The 21,147-nt window shown below is 47.7% G+C and carries 21 protein-coding genes; 10 read left to right on the top strand and 11 right to left on the bottom strand.

The window, feature by feature from the left end:
• Positions 1-6 precede the first annotated feature (6 nt).
• Entirely contained in the window at positions 7-600 is a 594-nt protein-coding gene (locus HMPREF0673_RS02720) for a hypothetical protein (protein ID WP_007897594.1), read from the top strand.
• Between the two features lie 120 nt (positions 601-720).
• On the opposite strand, the gene HMPREF0673_RS02715 is transcribed toward HMPREF0673_RS02720, so the two are convergent.
• The 5 genes from HMPREF0673_RS02715 to pheS all read right to left on the bottom strand — a co-directional run bounded on the left by HMPREF0673_RS02715 (position 721) and on the right by pheS (position 7,776).
• Complete coding sequence (locus HMPREF0673_RS02715; protein WP_007897593.1) at positions 721-1,365, bottom strand: helix-turn-helix transcriptional regulator; 645 nt, start codon at positions 1,363-1,365, stop codon at positions 721-723.
• Positions 1,366-1,579: 214 nt separating this feature from the next.
• Entirely contained in the window at positions 1,580-1,714 is a 135-nt protein-coding gene (locus HMPREF0673_RS14970; protein ID WP_007897592.1) for a hypothetical protein, read from the bottom strand.
• A 464-nt stretch (positions 1,715-2,178) separates the two neighbouring features.
• On the bottom strand, positions 2,179-2,970 hold the full coding sequence (locus tag HMPREF0673_RS02710) for an MBL fold metallo-hydrolase (RefSeq protein ID WP_007897590.1): 792 nt from the start codon (positions 2,968-2,970) through the stop codon (positions 2,179-2,181).
• Positions 2,971-2,991: 21 nt separating this feature from the next.
• Positions 2,992-6,558: an AAA domain-containing protein gene (locus tag HMPREF0673_RS02705; protein WP_007897589.1), complete on the bottom strand. Its 3,567-nt coding sequence runs from the start codon at positions 6,556-6,558 to the stop codon at positions 2,992-2,994.
• A gap of 180 nt (positions 6,559-6,738) precedes the next feature.
• A complete protein-coding gene (gene pheS, locus HMPREF0673_RS02700; RefSeq protein ID WP_040596256.1) occupies positions 6,739-7,776 on the bottom strand; it encodes a phenylalanine--tRNA ligase subunit alpha in 1,038 nt (345 codons plus the stop codon).
• Positions 7,777-7,924: 148 nt separating this feature from the next.
• Here pheS and HMPREF0673_RS02695 point away from each other — a divergent pair, with 148 nt between their 5' ends.
• The 3 genes from HMPREF0673_RS02695 (at position 7,925) to HMPREF0673_RS02685 (ending at position 10,645) form a co-directional block, all read left to right on the top strand.
• A complete protein-coding gene (locus HMPREF0673_RS02695; RefSeq protein ID WP_040596258.1) occupies positions 7,925-8,776 on the top strand; it encodes a DUF4348 domain-containing protein in 852 nt (283 codons plus the stop codon).
• Positions 8,776-9,792: a UDP-N-acetylmuramate dehydrogenase gene (gene murB, locus HMPREF0673_RS02690; protein WP_007897585.1), complete on the top strand. Its 1,017-nt coding sequence runs from the start codon at positions 8,776-8,778 to the stop codon at positions 9,790-9,792. The genes HMPREF0673_RS02695 and murB overlap by 1 nt, the downstream gene beginning before the upstream one ends.
• Before the next feature lie 61 nt (positions 9,793-9,853).
• Entirely contained in the window at positions 9,854-10,645 is a 792-nt protein-coding gene (locus tag HMPREF0673_RS02685; RefSeq protein WP_050804935.1) for an MBL fold metallo-hydrolase, read from the top strand.
• A gap of 51 nt (positions 10,646-10,696) precedes the next feature.
• Here the strand turns inward: HMPREF0673_RS02685 and HMPREF0673_RS02680 are convergent, their stop codons facing one another.
• From HMPREF0673_RS02680 to HMPREF0673_RS02670, 3 genes are read right to left on the bottom strand one after another with little or no spacing between them, the layout of a single operon-like run.
• The gene (locus tag HMPREF0673_RS02680; RefSeq protein ID WP_007897582.1) at positions 10,697-10,993 is read right to left on the bottom strand and encodes a hypothetical protein; all 297 of its coding nucleotides are present in this window, start codon (positions 10,991-10,993) and stop codon (positions 10,697-10,699) included.
• A 31-nt stretch (positions 10,994-11,024) separates the two neighbouring features.
• The gene (locus HMPREF0673_RS02675) at positions 11,025-11,375 is read right to left on the bottom strand and encodes a phage holin family protein (protein WP_007897581.1); all 351 of its coding nucleotides are present in this window, start codon (positions 11,373-11,375) and stop codon (positions 11,025-11,027) included.
• Between the two features lie 32 nt (positions 11,376-11,407).
• A complete protein-coding gene (locus tag HMPREF0673_RS02670; RefSeq protein WP_007897580.1) occupies positions 11,408-11,623 on the bottom strand; it encodes a YtxH domain-containing protein in 216 nt (71 codons plus the stop codon).
• Between the two features lie 218 nt (positions 11,624-11,841).
• Here HMPREF0673_RS02670 and HMPREF0673_RS02665 point away from each other — a divergent pair, with 218 nt between their 5' ends.
• Genes HMPREF0673_RS02665 through HMPREF0673_RS02645 form a run of 5 tightly spaced genes read left to right on the top strand, consistent with a single transcriptional unit; the run spans position 11,842 to position 16,954 of the window.
• Positions 11,842-12,339 (top strand): SPOR domain-containing protein, encoded by a 498-nt coding sequence (locus HMPREF0673_RS02665; RefSeq protein WP_007897579.1) that lies wholly within the window; start codon positions 11,842-11,844, stop codon positions 12,337-12,339.
• 21 nt (positions 12,340-12,360) lie between these two features.
• Entirely contained in the window at positions 12,361-12,777 is a 417-nt protein-coding gene (ruvX, locus tag HMPREF0673_RS02660) for a Holliday junction resolvase RuvX (protein WP_007897578.1), read from the top strand.
• A gap of 7 nt (positions 12,778-12,784) precedes the next feature.
• Positions 12,785-13,348, top strand: coding sequence for a peptide deformylase (gene def / locus HMPREF0673_RS02655; protein WP_007897577.1), 564 nt, complete (start codon positions 12,785-12,787; stop codon positions 13,346-13,348).
• 14 nt (positions 13,349-13,362) lie between these two features.
• On the top strand, positions 13,363-15,375 hold the full coding sequence (locus tag HMPREF0673_RS02650; RefSeq protein WP_007897575.1) for a tetratricopeptide repeat protein: 2,013 nt from the start codon (positions 13,363-13,365) through the stop codon (positions 15,373-15,375).
• Between the two features lie 58 nt (positions 15,376-15,433).
• Positions 15,434-16,954 (top strand): glycoside hydrolase family 10 protein, encoded by a 1,521-nt coding sequence (locus tag HMPREF0673_RS02645; protein WP_007897574.1) that lies wholly within the window; start codon positions 15,434-15,436, stop codon positions 16,952-16,954.
• A 152-nt stretch (positions 16,955-17,106) separates the two neighbouring features.
• On the opposite strand, the gene HMPREF0673_RS02640 is transcribed toward HMPREF0673_RS02645, so the two are convergent.
• The 3 genes from HMPREF0673_RS02640 to HMPREF0673_RS02630 are packed head-to-tail and all read right to left on the bottom strand — an operon-like array spanning position 17,107 to position 18,761.
• Positions 17,107-17,559, bottom strand: a complete 453-nt coding sequence (locus HMPREF0673_RS02640) for a DUF4293 domain-containing protein (protein WP_007897572.1) — start codon at positions 17,557-17,559, stop codon at positions 17,107-17,109.
• Positions 17,559-17,897 (bottom strand): DNA-directed RNA polymerase subunit omega, encoded by a 339-nt coding sequence (locus HMPREF0673_RS02635; RefSeq protein WP_007897570.1) that lies wholly within the window; start codon positions 17,895-17,897, stop codon positions 17,559-17,561. The genes HMPREF0673_RS02640 and HMPREF0673_RS02635 overlap by 1 nt, the downstream gene beginning before the upstream one ends.
• A 39-nt stretch (positions 17,898-17,936) precedes the next feature.
• Positions 17,937-18,761 (bottom strand): outer membrane protein assembly factor BamD, encoded by an 825-nt coding sequence (locus HMPREF0673_RS02630; RefSeq protein ID WP_007897568.1) that lies wholly within the window; start codon positions 18,759-18,761, stop codon positions 17,937-17,939.
• A gap of 225 nt (positions 18,762-18,986) precedes the next feature.
• Between HMPREF0673_RS02630 and uvrB the strand changes: the two genes are divergently transcribed.
• Positions 18,987-21,056 carry an excinuclease ABC subunit UvrB gene (uvrB, locus tag HMPREF0673_RS02625; RefSeq protein WP_007897566.1) on the top strand — a complete coding sequence of 690 codons (2,070 nt, stop codon included), beginning with the start codon at positions 18,987-18,989 and terminating at the stop codon, positions 21,054-21,056.
• Positions 21,057-21,147 lie beyond the last annotated feature (91 nt).

The raw sequence follows: 21,147 nt of genomic DNA, 5'->3' as shown, positions 1-21,147 counted from the left end.
CTTTAAATGAACAACCAAATAAAACTGTTGATCAGTGGCGCAGACATGGGAAGCTTGATAGCTTCCTGTGCCTTGCGCCATGACTTCCATGAAAGCTCTCGGCAGGAAGATAGATTTCAAATCTATCGCATAGAAAAGGATACGCTGACGATGGAAGATGTGGATGCATGCCCCTTGTCGGGCATTCGGTATGCGGTGAATGCAACCTTGCATGACAACGAAGCCTCTTTCGCTTTCGATGAGAAATGCAAGGAACGGGGCATTACGGTTATCCATGCCGTCAATCTTGGCAAGGCTGCCTTTCTCGCTGTAGAGAAACCGAAAGGCTATCCATTCAGCGAAGTAGTGAAAAAAGGTTCGGATGATTTCCGTTGCTCACTGGGCAAGTATATCTCGCAGTACGGTATGTTCTGGCAGATACCTGTGCCTTGGGTGGATGAAACCATCAGGCATTATTCTGAGGCATCTTTCCCACAACTGGGCATCGGGGCATATATTGCCGCCGGCTATTGTGCCAACATTCTCGCAAACCTTACGGAAGGCAAGGAGGTGAAATACTTCCCCAAGTTCTATCTCTCGCCATTGTTGGAAGAGATATGATTGCGATTATATCATCTGATAGTTAGTGGCATGAAACAGCGCCTCGGCAATGTTCTTCACGCCAAGCTTAGCGAAAAGGTTGCGCTTGCAAGCCTTTATCGTGTCAACCGATTTGCACAGTCAGTCGGCAATATCATTCATCGTGTAACCTTGGGCAGACAATCTCAATACTTCTCTCTCTGTCTCGCTCAAGGTTATGCCTTCTTTCTTTTCCCACTTGTGGCGCGAGGTGGAATATTCATAATAGCCGCGCTCACCATTCTTCTGCATGATGATATGTCCCGGCTCATCGGTAGCTGCCAAAGATACGGTGCAGAGGGCAAGCCATATTCTTCCGTCTTCGGAAAGAAGTATCGGAGTGAGGTGATGATGAATCAATCGGCTATGCTTGCCATTGGTAAGATGAAAATCATACGAGATGGTATAGTCAAGTCGGTCGCCTACGGGCAGTTCGTTGAAAAGGTCGAATCCCTTCTTGTTTACTTCGAGCAGCATCTGCAGGTCGGCATCCGGCACGTGGTCTATATACATCTGATAGCCAGCCTCCATCAATTGCTCGGGTTCCAATCCGCAGAGATAAGCGAGGTTGTCTGATGCATAGATGAAGTCCTGATGAAAATAGTCGATGATATAGACGCACTGGTAGGTGCTGCGGGCAAAAGCCTTTGTCGCATTCACCAACAGTTCTATCTTGTCGTAATCCTCCTTGCTGATGTGGTTCACCTCATTGGAATGGAGGAAGAAGTCGTGTTTTTCTTTATTCATTAGCTATTCTGAATATTTAGCTACAAAAATACGTCTTTTTCTGCAATTACGATTCTGCCACATTATATAATTACAGAAAATTAACCGTGTCAGTTGAGGTGAAAAGTTCGTAAATAACTCATTTTAAGTTATTCGGCAGATTTTAGCGTAATTTTTATTTTAAAAAACTTAAAACCAATAGTATTATTGCGGTGATTGTACTTTTATTAATCGCTTAACTCGTGTACTTCACAAAGTCATCCATCCACTTGGTAAGTGTCATGCGTGACTTCTTCACCTTGTCCCAATCCACAAGACCCTCTCTCTGGATGTCAAGAATGCGCTGCGCCTTGATTTGCTCTGCCAACATTACATCACCTTGCTATCCTTTTATTTCCGATGGTTAGACCCGCTTGGGATAATTGGTGGGTGGTATAAGAACGAAAGTGTAACTTTGCCATATAACATTGGTTAAGTAACTGAAGTTTCTATCGTTTTCTTAAGCTTTTCTCACCGTCACCCGAACGCAATCCGATTGGATTGCGTCCGCCGCCCAATCAGATTGCGTTCGCCGCCCAATCAGATTGCGTTCGGCGTCCAATCAGATTGCGTTCGGCGTTCAATCGGATTGCGTTCGGTGTCCGATGTTTGGTAAAGACCAAGCAACTATTTTGGTTTGATTTTGATACCATTTTTGTTTCGTATAAGTAATAAAAACGATAGTTCTTTTGTTTTTATTACTTATACGAAACATGTCGGATACGCTTATATAAGTATGTGTAATGCTTGTCTTGTTGGGTGTAGCGGAGGCCGGAGACCTCCGCTACGGATGGTTTACAGCAGAACTTCTTCCAGGTCGTCGGGCACAACGATGCGGCCCTTGAAGTGTTGTGCTGCTTCGCGTGTATAGGTCTCGCGGCGTGTGGCAAGAGTCTTCTCCTCGGTATGGTAGAGCAGCAGGTTCTTCACGCCGAGTTTGGTGGCGAGTTTACCGGCATCGAGTGCTGTGCTATGCGACTTCTCGTAGGGCTTGAACTCCTCGCGGTCGGCGTAGAGGCAGAAAGCCTCGCAGAGGAGCCAGTCGGCGTGTTCTACCATGAGACGGTTCTGCTGGTTGTACGGTTCGTCGCCGAGACAGACAACAGTAGTTCCGGGCAGTTCGGCGCGAAAACCGTACTGCTTCTCCTTTGTGGAGTGGATGTCAAAGCACTGCATACCGATGTTGCCCACCTCGAATGTGTCGCCATTGTGCAGTTCGTGGAAAACCACACGTTCAGTCACCTTTGCCAGCTGTTTCTTAGCGAGAATCATGTCAATGATGGTGCGAATTACGAGTTGCACCTTGTCGTTTCCATACACGTGGAACTGACCCTCGTAGTCTTTACATTGCGCCACCATACGTATTATCCATATCACGCCGAGTATGTGGTCGGTGTGGGCGTGGGTTACGAAGAGATGATGTATGTCTGCGATGCCGATACCTGCTTTCTTCAGTTGTCTGAGTACGCCGTTGCCCCCACCGCCGTCAACGAGCAGTAGGGTGGTGTCAGTCTGTAGGGCGAAGCAGGTGTTGTAGCATTGAGTGACGGTTGCGTTGCCCGTGCCGAGCATGGTTATTGTGTTCATATTGCTATGTGTTTTTAGTTGTTATTCTTTGTCTGTATTCACAAGGAAGTTGCCTGCGCAATATTTCTCTGCAGGTATGTCGTAGTAGGCATCTCTCTGTTTTGCGAAGTTGATGAGTCGGCTGAATGTCTCGTCCTGCTGAAGTACTTCGGGGTTGCCCACCATAATCAGATGCAGTCGTGCGCGAGTCATGGCTACGTTCAGTTTGCGGTCGATGCGCATTCCGTCCTCCTCGAATGTGTTGTTTGTGAGGAAGCGGAGTTGATAGGGGTGGCGCACGGTGAAGCCGTAGATGATATAGTCGCGTTGCGAACCTTGATAGCGTTCCACGGTATCGATAGTGATGTTGTGAAGTTTGTTACGTTGTGCTTCATCCTGCTTGCTGTCAGCGTTGCCGAACATCGTGCGATAGGCAGCGTCAATAGCGTTGCGTATTGTAGCAATCTGGTTGCGGTAGGGCACGATTATGCCTATGGTCTGTGCTTCGTCAAAACTGTCGGCTGTGCTGCTGAATATCTGCATCACTGTAGCTGCTATTATTTCCGCTTCGACCTGATTGGTCTTCATTGCCGTAGTATTGCCCACACGTGGCGAGGCGATGAACGCTATGCGATGGGCGTTCAATATCTGAACGATTCCGTTCGGATATTTGTATTTTGAGTTCTGAATTTTGAGTTCTGAGAGTTCATCCGTATCTGGCGGTAGCGTCTGATGAGGTAGCGGCACAACGGCGAGCTTACTGCCGTAGAACTCGATGTTCGAAAACTCGGCTATTTCCTGATGCATGCGTCCCTGATGTGTGAGCATGTAGACGAGGTGTGGGTTGTAGCCGTCGGTGGTCTTGCAGTTTGTGAGCAGACGCTCGAAGAGCGAGAGACGACAGTTGGTAAGGTGTATGGCGTGTAGCTCAGGTTCGTCCGCCTGCGACTCCTCTGCGGTCTGCTGCACCACGGCAGGTAGCTGCTTATGATCGCCGATGAGCACGAAACGACTGATTGAGTTTTGAGTTATGGAGGTGCGTGCCGAGAGCAGACCGATGAGATGAGGCTCGAGTATCTGCGAGGCTTCGTCGATTATGGCGAGGTCGAAGTGCTTAATCTTCAGTAGGTGGATGTTGGCATTGAGCGCAGTCGTTGTGGCGCAGAATACCCGTGTGTTGCTGATGAGATTGGCTACAGCGTGTGCGTTGGGACAAGTCGTAGCACGATTGCAGAGCAGGTGGGGTTTGAATGTCTTTTCGCAGTTGAGCTCCGAACCGATACGTAGGAAGTCGATGTCGCTCTCTGCAAGTTTGCTGCATATTTCGTCGACGGCTCGGTTGGTGTAGGAGAGGAGCAGGACGTTGGCGTTGGGGTTGGTTAGCTCCTCTTTGAGTATGTTGAGCAAGGCGAACGATGTTTTGCCCGTTCCTGGAGGTCCGATTACGAGGAATAGGTCGCGTGCTTGTTTGGCATGTAGCACGAGCTGGTTGAAGGCACCATAGTCGCCTGCGAGCGTAATGCTTTCGTCGACAGTCGGCTTGCGCTGACAAAGGATAAGGTCGCGGCGTGGTTGAGGTGTGGAGAGAAAACTGTGTAAACCACTATATAGCGATTTTACGGACGACTCAAACATATCGTGCTCTATCGCCCAGCGTGTGTCTTCGGCAGAAAGAAACAGACGATGGTCGGTTTGTGGGTTGCGCAGCACCACCTCTACGCCTGCTTCTGTAATGTTGCTGATAGATGCGCGGTGAACCATCTGAGCGCAGGCGTTCGGCACTTCGCCGTGGCGGTAAGGGTAGAGGATTACGATGTCGCCCAAGCGGAAATTGGAAGTATCTACCGAACGTGCAGCACTGAACTTCAGTTGTAAACGCTCGATAGTATCGCCGTTCTCGCCGAACGATTCAATGGTTAATTCTTCGTAGATATTACCCGCAGCACGTTTGTCTTCGAGCGTGTCGAGCCATGCGGCAGCAAATCCGCTGTCGTCTTTTGTTTTGTTTCCAATCTTTGAGAGCAGATGCTCCTTGCTGATGAAACGCAGAAAACGCAGATAATAGGCACGCTCTAAGGTTGAGGCTTGGCTTATAGGATTGAGAGTGCGTTCCAGTTCGGGGCGCACCCATTGAACCCACAATCGTCCTGTGAGATGGTTGCGGTTGAGTATCTCGGGTGTTAGTGAGGTGAGAATGTTGAAGCCGTCATTTGTGCAGCTAATGTTGAGCCACGTCAAAAGGTTACGCATACGTATGGCGCGCAAGGTGAGTTGGGGCATATTGGCTATCGATACCAATCCCTCAGAATACTTTGAGTAGAGGAGCATGAAGTGGCGCAACTGGTCGGCACGCTTGCCGAACTCGTAGTTGAACAAGGCGCGATAGAGCGAGAGCTGCACGAGGTGCTTCTCTTGCGGTTCGGGGCGGTTGGGATTGAAATCGTCGGTGGGGAAAGGCACGAAGGCACCCTTGCCCGACTTCTGCTCGATGATGGTGATGTCACCATTCTTTACGTGCAGCAAGTCGAGTCGTCCCTGAATACCCAATACCTCACTAAAGAACGTTGGTTCAAGCACTACGGCACGTGCATCGAACTCTTTAACCTCTTGTGGTAATACCTTGCCAATGAGGTTCGCTATATTTTGTTGCTGCTGGCGTGCGTCGCTATAGAAGCGAGCCACGGTCTGTGTATCCTTGAGGTCTTCGCATGAAGTGAGGCTTATAGCGTTGTGATGGAAGAAGTCGATAATGCTCTCGTTGAAGGAGGTGTGTTTGTTGTGTATTGTTTCGTCGAGGAATTGTCCAGCGAGGTTACCCAAGTGTATATGTACGGTATTGGGTGGTGGCTTCAACATGTTGAGCAAGTGGACGTATGGCGACTCGGCGTAGGTCTCGAAACACGAGGCGACGGCGGTGATATCTATCAGATAATCGGGTTCGTAGATGATGAGTTCGGGCATATACACGCCGTCCTCGATGCGAATATGCACGAGGTTGATTTGTGTGTTTTTATGCAAAATCTGTTTCAAGTACGACCAATCGGCTTTTCCTCCCAACCATAGATACTCGTTCTGTGTACTATAACACACCTTCACGGATGAAGCATTCTGTTCCTCCGTGGCGTAGATATATTGATCGTCCCATTGTTCGACGACGCAGCGCAAGACTTTAGCGTCGAGTTTGCTCCAACGTCGTTTGCGGTTGGTGGTAGGGAAGTAGGCTGTTAGCGATGTGGGTGCCATACTTTCGGACAACAACTCTACGAGCAACGTCGTTGCGTTTAGGTCGTACGGAAGCGAAGTGGTCAGCTCGTTTTCTGATGTGGTGTGTATGGCATTAAGCATTCGCCGTGTATCGTGAATTAGTTGAGCGGTGTCAGTGGGCACATCCAACTGCTTCATAAGGTAGTCGACCTTGGCGAATAAGCCTATAAAGTTAATACTTGTTTGTGAGAGTGCTTGATTCACTATGCGCTTGAATATATCGCGCAACATAGCGTACTTCGCATGAATGGCGAAGCTGCCTGCAGCCACTTCTTCAATCTCTTTGAAGAACAGCATGGCATGTTCTGTAGTGAAACTCTTTTCTATCGTATTGTTTGAGTGCATAGTTAGCAACAAAGTTAGCACAAACTGAGCACAAACCGAAATTAGTTAGTCTAAAATGTTGCTATATAATAAAAAAAGTATGCAGTTATCATAAAAAAACAACAGGAGTAAAGCCCCGTTCGTTGTATAATGTACAACAATCGGACTTTGCTCCAGTTGCTTTATATATAATGTATGCTTTTAGTCGGCAGAAACGAACTCGTCGAGGAAGCGTACATCGTTCTCAGAGAACATACGCAGATCGGCTACACGATACTTCAAGTTGGTGATACGCTCGATGCCAAGACCGAAAGCGTAGCCGGTGTACACCTTGCTATCGATGCCGCAAGCCTCGAGCACGTTCGGGTCTACCATACCACAACCCAAAATCTCTACCCAGCCAGTGTGCTTGCAGAAACCGCAGCCCTTACCGCCACAAATGTGGCAAGAGATGTCCATCTCTGCGCTTGGCTCTGTGAATGGGAAGTAGCTCGGACGCAGACGAATCTTTGTGTCCGGACCGAAGAGCTCGCGTGCGAAAGTGAGAAGCACCTGCTTCAAGTCGGTGAACGACACGTTTTTATCAATGTAAAGACCCTCAAGCTGATGGAAGAAGCAGTGAGCGCGTGCTGAGATGGCCTCGTTGCGATACACACGACCCGGGCAGATGACGCGGATTGGAGGCTGCTGGCGCTCCATGATGCGGCTCTGGTCGTTTGATGTGTGCGAACGCAGAAGAATGTTCTTGGTCACTTCTGAGGCACTCTGCTCGATGAAGAATGTGTCCTGCATGTCACGTGCCGGATGGTCTGCTGCGAAGTTAAGCTTCGTGAATACGTGCAAGTCGTCGTCAATCTCCGGTCCTTCTGCAAGTGTGAAACCCATGCGCTGGAATATGTCAATTATCTGATTCTTCACAATGGTGAGCGGATGGCGTGTGCCAAGAGCTATAGGGTAAGCCGAGCGTGTTAAGTCGATGTCGTCAGCCGACTCCTCCGCCTCAGCATTCTGTTCCTTCAGCTCGTTAATCTTCTGCATGGCAGCCTGCTTCAGCTCGTTAATCTTCATGCCGACTACCTTCTTTTGATCCGCAGCTACGTTGCGGAAATCAGCCATAAGAGCTGTAATCTCGCCCTTCTTGCTGAGGTATTTCAGTCGCAGTTGTTCAATCTCTTCAGCATTTGACGCCTTAAGATTGTTCACTTCCTTAAGAAGCTCTTCTATCTTTTCTAACATAATTAAAATTATATAGCTTATTTACTAACATATAAAAATCATTGCAAAGGTAATATTTTTTAGTCTAATAAAGAAGTTTATCGAAATAAAGTTGTACTTTTGCCAAAAATTTGAGGGCTTTGTAAAGCCTGTCAATTGTATAGATTGTAGTATGAGAAAATCAGTTTTATTCGTAGTGCTCGCTATTTTGGTGGGCATCGTTTGTTTTTCATCTTCTGGATGCACCGAGAAAAACACATCTGCCGTAGATAGCGACACCATTATTACGGTCGATACAACCGCTGTGATGGATTCTGTAGAAGATGAAATTATTGCTGCGACACCAATGCCGAAAGCCGCAGACGAACTCTTCGACGACTTTTTCTTTAACTTTGCTGCCAATCGTAAGTTGCAAAGCAAGCGCATCGTGTTCCCACTGCCCGTGTTTACTGGTAAGGAGAAAACCTACATTGCAAGGAAAGCGTGGAAGACTGATCACTTTTTTATGAATCAAGACTTCTATACATTGATATTTGACAATCAGCACCAAATGGAAGTGGTGAAGGATACCTCTATCTCGCACGTCGTAGTGGAGCGCATAAACCTACCAAAGTATAGTATGAAGCAATATGTCTTTGAGCGCAGACGTGGTCTGTGGATGATGACTTCCATACGCAACGAGAGTCTGGCTAAGAGTAAGAACGCTTCGTTCTTGCATTTCTATCAGGAATTTGTGAACGATACCGCTTTCCAGGTGGCAAGCGTTAATGACCCATTGGAGTTCAGCGGACCGAGTCCTGATGACGATTTTGAGACAATGAATGGCATTCTCGCACCCGAACAGTGGTTATCGTTTGCTCCCGAACTGCCCAATAAGGTGATTTATAATATACTTTATGGACAGAAATATACGGAGAGTAATCAGAAGATTTTCGTGATACGAGGCATTGCTAATGGTATAGAAACAGAACTAACTTTTCGCAAGAAAGATGGTGGCTGGAAACTAATGAAACTTATAATGTGATGAAAGACCTCAAGAATTATAATCTACTTGCGCACAATACATTCGGTATAGCTGGTTTGTGTCGTCGCTTTGTGGAGTTTGGTGATGTAGACGATGTGCAGACATTTGTGCGCACGCTTACGGAAGCAGACCGCCCACTACTTATCATCGGTGGCGGAAGCAATCTACTGCTCACTCGCGACTTCACAGGAACGGTGCTTCATTCGGCTATTAAGGGACGTGAAGTGGTGAAGCGTAGCGATAAGAAGGTATGGCTGCGTTGTGGCTCAGGCGAAACGTGGGACGATATCGTAGCCTACGCTGTCGACAATGGTTGGCATGGAGCTGAGAACCTCTCGCTGATACCAGGCGAGGTGGGAGCTAGTGCGGTGCAAAATATAGGTGCATACGGCGTTGAGGCAAAGGATTTGATAACAAAGGTAGAGGCTGTGGATATTGCTACGGGCAACGTAGTGGAGATGACAAATGAGGATTGCAAGTATGCTTATCGTCAGAGCCGTTTCAAAAACGAGTGGAAAGACCATTACGTGATAACCCACGTGACATACTGCTTCTCGTTAAATTTCTGTCCAGACCTCGACTATGGCAATATACGCCACTCGCTTGAGGAGCAAGGAATAAGTAAGCCGACAGCGCAGCAGTTGCGTCAGACCATCATAAATATACGTGAGGCAAAACTGCCGGACCCGAAGGTTATGGGTAACGCCGGCAGCTTCTTTATGAATCCTGTAGTTGGGCGCGATGTATATGAACGTCTTGCTGCACGGTATGAGGGTATGCCGCATTACGTTGTGGATGCTGAACATATTAAGATTCCTGCAGGCTGGATGATTGAGCAGTGTGGATGGAAAGGTGCATCGCTCGGTAGGGTAGGAGTGCACGACCGTCAGGCACTTGTACTCGTCAATCGTGGCGGAGCAACGGGTGAGGAGGTTGTCGCGCTCTATAAGCGTATCATAGAAGACGTGCGCAACAAGTTCGGCATAGAGATACATCCAGAAGTGAATGTTATATAAGTAGGCGAGTTGGTAGATACGGCTATAGATGTGCTGACAAGTCACTGGTAAATGATTACGAATGATGTCAAACAAAAATACAATTACGGTTACATTGCTTGGTACAGGCACGTCTGGTGGCGTACCGTCGCTTGGCTGCCAGTGTGAGGTGTGTCGCAGTAGCGATTTGCGTGACCGTCGTCTGCGCTGCGTAGCTCTTATTGAGTCGGCAGGTGGCACACGTGTGCTTATCGATTGCGGTCCGGATATACGCCAGCAGCTGATGCCGCTACCATTCAAGCCATTGGATGCCATACTACTCACACACATACATTACGATCATGTAGGAGGTATCGACGACTTGCGCCCGTTCTCTGTGTTTGGACCAATACATTTGTATGGTGACGAGAAGACATGTGAGCAAGTGCGATTGGCTATGCCATATTGTTTTGGAGAACATCTTTATCCTGGAGTGCCACGTCTTGAACTACATAATGTGCGTCCGCACGAGCCTTTGCACATAGGCGATTTGGAGATAATGCCAATAGAAGTGATGCACGGCAAGATGCCGATACTCGGATTTCGCATCGGCAAGTTCGCTTATATCACGGATATGAAGACAATAGCTGATACAGAGTTTCCGTATCTCGAAGGTGTGGAGACGCTTGTGGTGAACGCTTTGCGCTTTGAGAAGGAGCATCATTCACACCAATTGGTTGATGATGCTGCGAGGTTCGCACAGCAGATAGGGGCATGTCAGACGTATATAACGCATGTGTGCCACCACATCGGACTATATGATGAGGCAAACAAACGTATGCCAAATGGACTTACGTTGGCGTACGATGGGCTTAAACTGAATGTTGAGTATTAGGGGTTAGGAATTAATAATGAATAATGACTAATTAAGAATGAAGCGTAGGGCTTACTTGCGCTTCTTTTTTGTTTTTCCCAATATGAAAGCCCCTTCTTGATATTTGCGGTAAAGTTTCCAACCGAGCATCATTCCATCGAACATAGTTGTACCTAAACTCAGCATCTTTGCGAACTTCTGAGCTTTGCCTTGAGGCATAGTTTCTTCTTTGTGGAACAGGTCGTTCCACTTGTTGGCTATACGCTCCTCTTCTTGTTCAATTTGTTTGTGTAAACTATCCTTGTATGCAGAAATGTCTTCGAGCGAGGTGATAGTCTGCGGTAATTCAATGGGTTCGATTTGTGACATAAACGTATGTGTATAAAAGTGATGCTGATTACTATTCGTTCATCAGCAGACCAGCGAGAAACTTTACGAGTGGACGTTCAATCCATCTTTTTCTAAATATCATGCACAGAAAGAGCATAACAAAATAACCACCCGCAACGCAGGCAAATGCCAACGCTGTGCCAATGAGTGGTGCGAGCGCGTAAGCTGTTGCAAAGGATAGATAGATTAGTCCGATGAAAAGAAGCAACAATAGCACAGCCAACATAGTAAGTGCTGTGAGCAGTCGCACAATCTTTTCAATTACATCGAGCTTCGCATATTTTGTTTGAAGCCCGATGTAATTCTTGACAGCTTCGATAAGCTCAGCAATGGTCTCTATGTTTTTATCTGTTGAGAACATCTTGCTTTACGTTTTGCTTTCGTTGCTTGTTATTAAATTTCGTCGTCAGTTGCGTCCTTGATATCATCAACAAGGTCCTCAACCTCTTTGCGGCTAACGCGGATGTTGTGTTTCTTGCAGAAATCGCCAACAGCGTCACCGATGCGTGTGCGTGTTTCACTTCCCTTTTCTGGGGCGAGAAGAACTCCTAATGCAGTTCCGGCGAGTGCACCGCCGAGGAATGCTCCAATGTAACCTAATGCTTTCATGTCTTTTAATTTTAAGTTAATAAATTATGATAGTGCAAATATAGCAAAAGTTTTTGTATAAAGTAATTTCTTTGCAACTTTTTTAATAAAAATTTTGTGTCAGCCCTATTTAACAAACTTTATGCACGTGATAGTCCTTTGTTTATGATATATTTTGTAATTTCGCATCAAAATGTATAAAAACGACAATCGATAAATCAATTAAATCATTTAAGAATATGAAGAAGAATATGTTTTTGTGCGCAGGTCTCTGTGCTGTATTGGCATTTACAAGCTGTAAATCAAGCGAAAGCGCATACAAGAAGGCTTACGAGAAGGCTCAAGCAAAGCAGGAGCAACCAGCAGAGCAGCCAGTTGCACCTGTTCAAGAAGAAGTGCCGGTTGTAGCTCCGCTCGTAGAGCGACCTGTAACGGAAACAACAGTTGTAGACAACACTGACAACGTAGCAGTACGTTCGGAGAACTTTACTCTTGTTGATGGTTCTGGTTTGAACAACTTCAGCGTTGTTGTTGGTTCTTTCGGCGTGAAGGCTAACGCGGAAGGCTTGCAGAGCCAGTTGAAGGCAGCTGGTCACAATGCGCAGATTGTATTCAATTCAGATCGTAACCTCTATCGCGTTGTTGCTGCTACATTTGCAACAAAGGGAGAGGCTGCACAGTCTCGTGATCAGCTCATTGGTCAGTACCCAGGTGCTTGGCTTCTTTACAAGAAATAATTCTAAAACATTATTAATATAGTGGCGCGAATACTTTCGATTGATTATGGAAAGAAGCGCACGGGTATAGCTGTCACCGATCCGCTACAAATCATAGCTGGCGGATTGGCGACAGTTGCTACGTGCGAACTTATGAGTTTCTTGCAGAATTACGTGGCTCGTGAGAGCGTAGAACGTATCGTTGTGGGTGAGCCGAAACAACTTAACGGCGAGCCGAGCGAGAACCTTCCTCGTGTGAAGCAGTTTGTAGCCAAGTTGCGCAAGACGCTTCCCGACATTCCGGTTGAGTTCTACGACGAACGCTTCACATCTGTATTGGCTCATAAGACGATTATTGATAGTGGCATAAGTAAGAAGGCCCGTCAGAACAAAGCACTTGTCGACGAAATAAGTGCCACAATCATTCTACAAGATTACCTTCGGATGAAGGGAAAATAAAAGAATCATGATTTTACCTATTTATACTTACGGCAACGCTGTCTTACGTAAAGAGGCTCAGGACATCACACCCGACTATCCCGAATTGCAGACATTGATAGCTAATATGTTTGAAACAATGGACGCAAGCGACGGCATCGGTCTTGCTGCTCCACAGGTTGGTTTGGATATTCGCGTTGTTGTTATTGATATTGATGTACTCAGCGAGGACTATCCAGAGTACAAGGGTTTCAGACGTGCCTATATCAATCCGCACATTCTTGAATATGATGAGAACTCTGAGAAGAAGTCTATGGAGGAGGGATGTCTCTCTCTGCCTGGAATACACGAGAATGTGAAGCGTCCGACACGCATACATGTACGCTATCAAGACGAGAACTTCGTAGAACACGACGAATGGGTGGAAGGTTACTTGGCTCGCGTGATGCAGCACGAGTTCGACCATCTGGAGGGTACAGTGTTCGTCGACCGTATATCGCCGATGCGCAAACAGATGATTCGCGGTAAGCTTAAGGACCTTCTGCAAGGTCGTTTCCGCTGCGCTTATCGCACGAAGATACCCAGAAAATAAACACATATTATTTTATGAAGCATATCATAGTCCTTATATTACTTGCTATTCTGCCGTTGCATGAGATACGGGCGCAATACAACACCAATCGTCTTATTATCTCGGGGCAGAGCGCATTGTACTATGAGGACTATGTGCTTTCTATTCAGTATTTCAACCAAGCTCTTGCTGCAAAGCCTTATCTCTACGAGCCTTGGTTTTATCGCGGACTTGCAAAGTTCTATCTCGACGACTATACGGGTTCTGAGGCTGACGTGACCAAGGCGATAGAACTTAATCCGTATGTCTTTAATATGTTCGAGTTGCGCGGACTCTGCCGCATTCGTCAGAAGCACTATGCACAAGCCATTGACGATTACACACGCTCTATAAATCTGAACCCACAGAACCAAACAGCGTGGTACAATCGTGCGCTCTGTCGTATTGAGGACAAGGACTACGTTCAGGCGCAGCTCGACCTTGATACTGTTATCACACGTTGGAAGTCCTATGCCAGTGCCTATTCGTTAAAGGCGCAGGTCTATCTCTTGCAAGCCGACACACTCACTGCCGATAAATGGCTCGACAAGTCTCTGCAGGTGGCTCCATACGATGTGGATGCATGGAATATGCGTGGCATGATTGCTCTCTCGCGTGCCGAGTGGAAGAATGCCGACACATATCTTAGTAAGGTGATACACCTGAAGCCGAAAAACGCTGCCAACTATGTCAACCGTGCTTTGGCGCGCTATAATACCAACAACCTACGTGGCGCGATGTCCGACTATGACACCGCCATAGATTTCGATCCCGATAACTTCCTCGCTCATTATAATCGTGGATTGCTCCGCATGAACCTTGGTGACGACAATCGTGCCATTGAGGACTTCGATTACGTGATACGCATGGAGCCAAAGAATGTGCTCGCAATCTTCAACCGCGCCATATTGCTTGATAAGACAGGCAATCTGCGTGCTGCCATACGCGACTATTCAACGGTTATCAATCAGTTTCCAAACTTCTGGACTGGTCTTTCGCGACGTGCCAACTGCTATCGCCGTCTTGGTATGACGGCTAAGGCTGAACTCGACGAGTTCCGCATCTTGAAGGCGCAGATGGACAAGCGCGTGGGCAAACAGATGCGTTGGAGCGCAGCTAAGGCGAAGCAGATGCGCCGTCGCAGCGAGATAGACATGGAGAAATATAACCAAATTGTAGTGTCCGACGACAACTCCGCTGAGCATGAATACAAGAGCGATTATAGAGGACGTGTACAGAATCGTGTGGCTGGCAACGAGCCGCTGCCGATGTTCTGCCTCTCGTTGGTGCGCTACGCTAATGATGTGCGCTCTTATCAGCCTTTTGTGCCGAGTGTTGACGCATTCAACCGACGCAACCCATCGCTTGTTATCTATGTTAATAACAAGCAGCAGCGCCTTGACGAGACGCTCTCGCAACATTATCTTGCTGTTGTCGACTCGCTGTCGACTCGTATCAATGCCGAGCATAGCGAGAAGCGTATCATGCCGTTGCTCATCCAAAGGGCTGTGGCAGAGAGTGTGACGCAGAATTATGACGCTGCGCTCAGCGACCTTAATACGGTACTCGAATCGGACAGCACATCCGTATTGGCTCTTTGGCATAAAGCCTACTGCCAGTCGATGGCTAACGAGTTTAGCAATGCGACTGTATTGTCGAATAGCACTGTCGAAAAAGACAGGCTTAATCATGATATGACGTTTGCGTTAAATCGTTCAAAGGTTGTCGATTGCCTAAATCAGGCTATCATGCTCGATCATGAGAACCAGTTCCTGTATTACAACCGCGGTTGTGCGCTGCTCGTCAATAAGGACTATGTACACGCCATCGACGACTTTACACGTGCCATAAATATCGACAACGGACTCGCTGAGGCTTACTATAACCGAGGATTGGCGCGCATAAAGAACGGCTCGCAGCATGAAGGCATTGCCGACTTGAGCAAGGCTGGCGAGCTCGGATTATATAATGCATATAGCGTTATAAAGCGATTGACCTCTAAAAACTAATTCTGTGATTGTTATTCAACACGATGAAAATGAAATATAAATAATCAGTACAATCATAATGACAAACAATCTAAACATTAGAAAAATCTTTTTCTTGGCACTGCTGATTTTCTGTGCCAATCTGTTTGCTGCCAGTAATGGCTACACGCCTAAGAAGCGTGAGTTTCGCGGAGCGTGGATTCAGTGCGTAAACGGGCAGTTCATCGGTATGTCTACCGAGAAGATGCAGCAGACACTGACCTATCAACTCGACGAGTTGCAGAAGGATGGTGTGAACGCTATCTTCTTCCAAGTGCGTGCCGAGTGCGATGCTCTCTATCAGAGTGATATTGAGCCGTGGAGCCGCTTCCTTACAGGCGTACAGGGTAAGGCACCGCAACCGTACTGGGACCCACTGCAGTGGATGATCGACCAGTGCCACAAGCGTGGCATGGAGTTGCACGCTTGGCTTAACCCATATCGTGCAAAGACTAAATTCACTTCGAGTCTCGACCCGAAACACATAGCAATGACCAATCCGGGACGTGTGTTCCCTTACGACGGACTCTTCATTCTTAATCCAGGTATGCGCGAGAACCGCGAGTATATAATAAATGTGGTGAACGACATCGTCGAGCGTTACGACATTGACGGCATACACATGGATGACTATTTCTATCCGTACCCAGTAGCTGGGCTGCAGATACCAGACGACCGCGAATATGCTGCGAACAGCAATGGCATCAGCAATCGTGAGGACTGGCGCCGTGACAATGTGAACGTGTTCATTAAGGAGTGTGGCGAAGCTATCCACCGTCTGAAGCCGTGGGTGAAGTTCGGCATATCGCCTTTTGGCATCTATCGCAACAAACGCGATGGAGTAGAGGTGGGCAGCCTTACCAAGGGTACACAGAACTATGACGACCTTTATGCCGACGTACTGTTGTGGGTGAACAACGGATGGATTGACTATAGTGTGCCACAGTTGTATTGGCAGATTGGTCATACCGCAGCCGACTATAAGACACTGATAGAGTGGTGGAACCGCTACGCATCGGCACGTCCGTTGTATATCGGTGAAGATGTGGAACGCACAGCGAAGTTTGCTGATGTGGACAACCCGAAGATAAATCAGATGCCGGCTAAGTTTGCGTTGCACTCCAAGTTGCCTAACGTAGACGGCACCGTACTTTGGTATGCTAAGGCTGCAGTAGACAATGTAGGCAACTATGGCACAATGCTCCGTAATAAGTATTGGCGTTATCCAGCCCTGCAACCGTTGATGCCTTTCATCGATTCGAAGGCTCCGAAGAAGCCGAAGAAGGTGAAGCCGGTGTGGACAAGCGACGGATACGTGTTGTTCTGGACAAAGCCTAAGGCTAAGCATTGGGATGATGAGGTGCACAAGTATGTCGTTTATCGCTTTGAGAAGGGTGAGAAAATCAATTTGGATAATCCTGCAAAGATAGTTACTATCACCGACAAAGAGCACTATAAGTTGCCTTACGTTGACGGCACTGCACGTTATACATACGTTGTGACGGCACTCGACCGCATGAGCAATGAGAGTAAGCCAGTGAAGAAGAAGCTGAAGCTGTAAGTTGAACTAATAGTTATGGTAGTATCGTTCCAACGCTGCGAAAGCAACTATACCGCGTTACTGTAGCATGGTTCAATGGCAACAAAACGACAAAGGCTGTGAAGCATTATCGCTTCACAGCCTTTGTCGTAGTATGTAAATTATAAAAGTTCTTATCTAATTCTGTCTGCTGCACGCACGAGTTTCTCATCGTGTATCACTCCAGCGCGAGCCATAAACACCAAGATGGCAGCTATGGCAGGCAGACATGCTGCGAAAGCTAAGTTGAAAGAGAAGTCAACAGGCGATGTGTTGCGTGCTGTCACTCCCAGTACGATGTACCATGCTATGAGTAAGAATAGGTTGCATACGCAAAACTTGCTCTGTAGCTTTCGGTTGTTGTAGAGGAATATTGTTCCCAAGCTGAGTGCTGCACTCATTGCGAGGATGCCGAACAATCCGCATACGGAGTAGTTGGCACCTGCGCTTGTGATGATGCAGAGGTTATAGAGCTTAATGCTTCCGCCCATTCCCATCGGTGCTATCTCTGCTATAGGCAAGCAAAGGCAAACCACCGTGGCAATGAAAGCGAGCAAGAGGAACAACGATTGCTTACGTTGTATCATTACGCCTGCTCTTGATTGTTGTCCTGTGACGGGTCGCGGAAGTAAACGTTGCCCTCAATGAACTCCTGGGTTGCCAAAAGTGTTGGCTTCGGCAGTTTCTCGTAGTAGCGTGAGATTTCAATCTGCTCACGGTTTTCGAACACTTCCTCGAGCGAATCGTTGTACGAAGCGAATTCAGCCAACTTCTTGTTGAGATCCTGCTTGATTTCTACAGCAATCTGGTTTGCACGCTTAGAAATGATAGCTACGCTCTCGTAGATGTTTCCAGTCTGATCACAGAGGTCCATGATGTTGCGTGTCACTGTGTTTACTGGTGCTTTTGACTTTTTATAATCCATATATTTTATAATTGAATTTTGTATGTTCAAATATTGTTATTAATCTTTGATGTAGTTCTTACACTTGTTTATGTACTTCTCTGCGGTAGCCTTGTTTTTTGAGTCGGGGTACTCGTTGATAAATCCGTAGCACTCGTCCTCTGCATCCTGGTAGCGCTCAAGCTTCTTCTCCTCAACACTCTGCTGTGCCAGTTCGAACTTGCTCTTCATCACGAGCAGCGAAAACTTCTCGCGCAAGTTGGTGTAAGGATAGTCTTTCAGAGCGTTCTGAGCAGTGATGATGCAAGCCTCGTAGTTGTTACCTCCGTATGTGCAGTTGCCGAAGTACTGACCGAGGTCGTAGTAGAGCTGAGCTGAGTAGAGTTCTTTCTGCACCAGTTTGTCCTGCAACTCGAAGAGTTTCTGCTGCGCAGTAGCACGATCCTCGCCGTCGGGATAGAGATCCATATACTCCTGGAAGGCAGCGATGGCGTTTACTGTCTGCGATTGGTCGAGACGCGGCTCCGGTGTGCAGTTGTAGAGGCTCATGCCGATGTAGAACTCTGCCTTCTCCGCGTATACGCCTTTGGGATAACTTTGGAAGTATTTCTTGAATGTAGCGGCTGCTCCCTCGTAGTCCTTACTATTGTATTCAGCCATAGCCAACATGTAAAGACTCTCTTGAGCGTTGTCGGTGCCTTTCTGCATTGTCACCAAACCTTGCAACAATGATGATGCGCGCACATACTTGCCGTTGGCATAACTCTCTTTGGCATATTCGTATTTGTATGTGTTGTCAGAGGTCTTGTAGACCCGGTTGAACTCATTGGCGCAACTCGAGAAGAGAACCGTTGCAAGAATTGCAGCATATAGTGATTTCTTCATAATTCGATACTTTTTGAACTGCAAAAATACATATTATTTATTTAACTACAAAGAATACTTTCTCTTTTTATAAAATCTTCACGCTATAACTTGCTGATTTTGCATGTTATTACGGCTTAATGGCATCTTTTTAGAATAAAAACGATAAAATGTTTGAGCGTTTTCTTTCTTTTGTATATATTTGTAGTTCCGCTTTTTGCGTGTATTTTAATTTAATGACGACACATGGACTTCAAGATATCCTCAAAGTTTCAGCCTACGGGCGACCAGCCCGAGGCGATACGCCAGCTCACCGACGGAGTGATGAACGGCGAACATGCCCAAGTATTGCTTGGCGTAACGGGTTCGGGCAAGACGTTCACTATGGCTAATGTCATAGCTAACGTGGGGCGACCTACGCTCATATTGAGCCATAACAAGACGCTTGCTGCACAGTTGTATGAGGAGATGAAGAGCTTCTTCCCCGACAACGCCGTGGAGTATTACGTTTCGTACTACGACTACTATCAGCCGGAGGCTTATCTGCCGTCGTCGGATACGTACATAGAGAAAGACCTTGCCATCAACGAGGACATCGACAAACTGCGTCTGTCGGCTGTAAGTGCGCTGCTCTCGGGCAGAAAGGACGTTGTTGTCGTATCGTCGGTGTCGTGCATCTACGGTATGGGTGGTCCTACGGCTATGGCGAATAGCGTCATCTCGGTGAAGAGGGGCGAAACGGTAGACCGCAACGCTTTCTTGCGTAAACTCGTTGATGCGCTATATCTGCGCAACGATATAGACTTAACGCGTGGTACATTCCGCGTGAAAGGCGATACTGTGGATGTGTTCATGGCTTACAGCGACAATGTGCTACGCATAACATGGTGGGACGATGAGATAGACAGCATTGAGGAGGTGGATAGCGTTACGTTCAAACGCATTGCCGAGTTTGCCGACTATAAGATTTATCCTGCCAATCTGTTCGTCACATCGAAGGAGCAGACCGAATCGGCAATACGCCTTATACAGGACGACTTGCTTAAACAAATCGACTTCTTCGAGTCGGTGGGCGACCATATTCGTGCGCAGCGCATCAAAGAGCGCGTGGAGTACGACATGGAGATGATAAAGGAACTTGGACATTGCTCCGGCATCGAAAACTACTCGCGCTACTTCGACGGACGCGAACCAGGGCAGCGCCCTTACTGTCTGCTCGATTTCTTCCCGAAGGACTTTCTTATGTTTATAGACGAGAGCCATGTGTCGGTGCCACAGATCAGTGCTATGTATGGTGGCGACCGCGCCCGCAAACAGAACCTTGTGGAGTATGGTTTCCGTCTGCCTGCCGCGTTCGACAACCGCCCGTTGAAGTTCGACGAGTTCATGGACATGATCAATCAAGTTGTGTACGTGTCTGCAACGCCTGCTGACTTCGAGTTAGATGAGGCAGGAGGCGTTGTGGTTGAACAGATTATACGTCCTACCGGACTGCTCGACCCAATCATCGAAGTGCGACCGAGCGAGAACCAGATTGACGACTTGTTTGAGGAGATTGTGCAGTGTCGTGAGCACGACTCGCGTGTACTTGTCACCACGCTCACGAAGCGTATGGCGGAAGAGCTTACCGAGTATCTTCTTGCCCACGACGTACGCGCCAACTATATACACAGCGACGTGGCAACGCTCGACCGCGTGAAGATTATGAACGACCTGCGTGCCGGTATGTACGACGTGCTTGTAGGCGTAAACCTTCTGCGCGAGGGATTGGACCTGCCCGAAGTGTCGCTTGTGGCTATCCTCGATGCCGACAAGGAGGGCTTCCTGCGCAGTCATCGCTCGCTTACGCAGACCGCTGGTAGAGCGGCGCGCAACGTGAACGGAAAGGTTATAATGTACGCCGACAAGATAACCGACAGCATGCAGCGAACCATCGACGAGACGGCACGCCGCCGCCAGTTGCAGTTGAAGTATAACGCCGACCACGGTATCGTTCCGCAGCAGATACGCAAGGACATCAAGGGGGCACTCTCAGGTTTCATGGACAGTGCAAAGTCGACTGAGAACTCAGCACCAGTATCAACGTCTCAACCTCGCCCCACATCTACTTCTTACCGCCCATATATCGAACCAGAACCAACGGCTTTCGCTGCCGATCCCGTAGTGAAGCGCATGACGCGCAAGCAGCTTGAGAAGAGCATTGCCGACACCACCGAACTGATGAAGGCTGCGGCGAAAAATCTCGACTTCCTGCAAGCTGCGCAGTACCGCGACGAGATTGTGCGCTTGCAGGACGAGTTAAAACTAAAAGAGTAGAGGGTAGGAGGCTACGGCATTCTTGCCGTAGCCATGTGGTATGAGCACGAAAGCCCGATGTGGAAGGTGTGTCAAAACTCCCTTATTCTAA

This window comes from Leyella stercorea DSM 18206 (genome assembly GCF_000235885.1).
Taxonomy (GTDB): domain Bacteria; phylum Bacteroidota; class Bacteroidia; order Bacteroidales; family Bacteroidaceae; genus Prevotella; species Prevotella stercorea.
This window is presented reverse-complemented; position numbering and strand designations above follow the sequence as displayed.